The 1,979-nt window shown below is 74.9% G+C and carries 3 protein-coding genes; all 3 read right to left on the bottom strand.

The genetic code is table 11. The features are described from left to right. Nucleotides 1-105 precede the first annotated feature (105 nt). Complete coding sequence (locus HGA02_RS17775; RefSeq protein WP_168680572.1) at nt 106-861, bottom strand: DUF4352 domain-containing protein; 756 nt, start codon at nt 859-861, stop codon at nt 106-108. A 128-nt stretch (nt 862-989) separates the two neighbouring features. Beyond that, nucleotides 990-1,778: a methyltransferase domain-containing protein gene (locus HGA02_RS17770; RefSeq protein WP_168680570.1), complete on the bottom strand. Its 789-nt coding sequence runs from the start codon at nt 1,776-1,778 to the stop codon at nt 990-992. An 11-nt stretch (nt 1,779-1,789) separates the two neighbouring features. After that, nucleotides 1,790-1,979 (bottom strand): hypothetical protein (locus tag HGA02_RS17765; RefSeq protein ID WP_168680568.1); only part of this gene is annotated, 190 nt, incomplete at its 5' end.

Genomic DNA, 1,979 nt, shown 5'->3' with positions numbered 1-1,979 from the left:
CCTCCGCCGCCGCCCGCGCTGAGCCGGACGGCAGCGCCGCCCGTCGCGTCCGTCCACCGGGTGCGCACACCCAGGGACGCGACGCCACGGGCGGCGCCAGGGGCGTCAGCGCAGCGCAGCCTCGGCGCCGCCCGACCACGCGGAGTCGTGCAGGTCGATCGTCGAGAGCACCGTGCCCGGCGGCACGTCGAAGACCACCACGGCCTCGACGGCGTTGCCCGGGTTGATCTCCTCCATCCACGAGTCGGAGCCGTCGAGGTAGACCGCGGCCGCGGAGTCGGACGAGTACTCCTGACCGGCCTCGTTGCGCGCCTTCTGCGCGTCGCCGAAGAAGTACTGCGCCTCGTCACCGATGTTCGTCACCGACATCCGGACGAGGCAGAACTCGCCCTGCGCGTCCTGGTGCAGGTACTCGCCGCCGACGGTGGTGAGGCCGCACTCGGTGCCGTGCACGACGAACTCGAACTTGCCGTCGCGGACCGGGGTGCCGAGCGGTGCGACGGCGGGGGCCTCTTCCGCGGGAGTCTCTTCGGCCGGAGCAGCCTCCTCCGGGGCGACCTCGGCAGCGGGCTCCTCGACCACGGCCGGGGCGTCGGCGACCTTGTCGGGGACCGCCGCGTCGGACGCGTCGTCGCCGCCGCCGGACGCCGCGATCGCGACGACCAGCACGGCGGCGCCGATGCCGACGCCGGTCAGCACCTTGTGCCGGGCGAACCACCCGGGGCGCTTGCCGTCCTCGACCCAGAGCTGCCAGCCCTCGGGCGCCGGGCCCCAGCTCGGGTCGGGCTGCCAACCGGGCGGCGGCGTCCAGCCCGCGGGCGGGGCCGGCCAGTTCGGGGGTGCGTTGTAGCGAGCTGCCATGGGTTACCTCACAAGGGTCGGGGACGAACGGGGTGCGACCGTCCTGACATAACGTGTGACATAACTATGACGATCCCCGAGCCGGTGCCGGTGGGACGAACGTCCTCACCCGGCGGCGCCCGCGCGGGTCAGCGGCGGGCGGTGAGGACCATCCAGACGAGCTCGCCCGACGTGCTGTGCGCGAGCTTCGTGCGCCAGCGCTGCGTCAGGTCCGCGTGCTCCTCGGGCGACAGCAGCGCGCGCACGTCGGCGCCACGCTCCTCCAGCACCCGCAGGCCGTGCTCCTGCGACGCAACCAGGTCGGGGGTGCGGTCCTCGGTCACGACGTCGGTGAAGCCGCACGACGTCAGCAGGTCGGCGTACGCGTCGAGCGTCAGCATGTGCTGCCCCCACGCGAGCATGCGCTGCCCGAACTCCGCCGACGCCGCCGACGTGCCCAGGCAGTAGTCGGTGACGAGGACCGACCCGCCGGGTCGCAGCGCGTCGTGCAGCCGGCGCCACGCGACGGGCTTCTCCTCGTGCGTGAGGAACGCCCCGGCGTCACGCGTCCACACCACGTCGAACGCGCCGGGACGGACGACGTCCGAGGTCAGCACGTTGCCGCACACGAGCTCGACGTCGGCGCCGGGCGCGTCGACCTCCCGGCGCTCGCGGGCCAGGTCCGTCATGTCGGACGACGCGTCGAGCCCGACGACCCGCACGCCGAACCGCGTCGCGAGCCGGAACGCGTCTCCTCCGAGGCCCGAGCCGACGTCGAGCACCTCGGCCGCGGCGCGCAGACCCGCTCGTGCGGCGAGCGCGTCGAACACCTCCGGCTCGGCCGGGCCCTGGTAGCCGCGGCCGTAGAGCAGCTCGTGGCGCAGGGCCACCTCGCGGCTGTAGCGGTGGGCGAGGGTGGCGGGCAGTCCGTCGGGCATGGGTCGTCTCCTCAGGGCGTGGTCGCGGGTGCGGGGCGCTGGACCGGGACGTGGTCGGTGCGCGGTGCCCGGGCGGTCCGGGCGGGGTCGTGGGGGCGGAGCAGCTCGACGTCGGTCGCCGACGGACCGGCCGGGCCGCACAGCGCCGCGACCAGGTCACCGACGGCGGCCGCGTGCGTGAAGCCGTGGCCGGAGAGCCCG

Source organism: Cellulomonas septica (assembly GCF_012396155.1).
Taxonomy (GTDB): Bacteria; Actinomycetota; Actinomycetes; order Actinomycetales; family Cellulomonadaceae; genus Cellulomonas; species Cellulomonas septica.
This window is presented reverse-complemented; position numbering and strand designations above follow the sequence as displayed.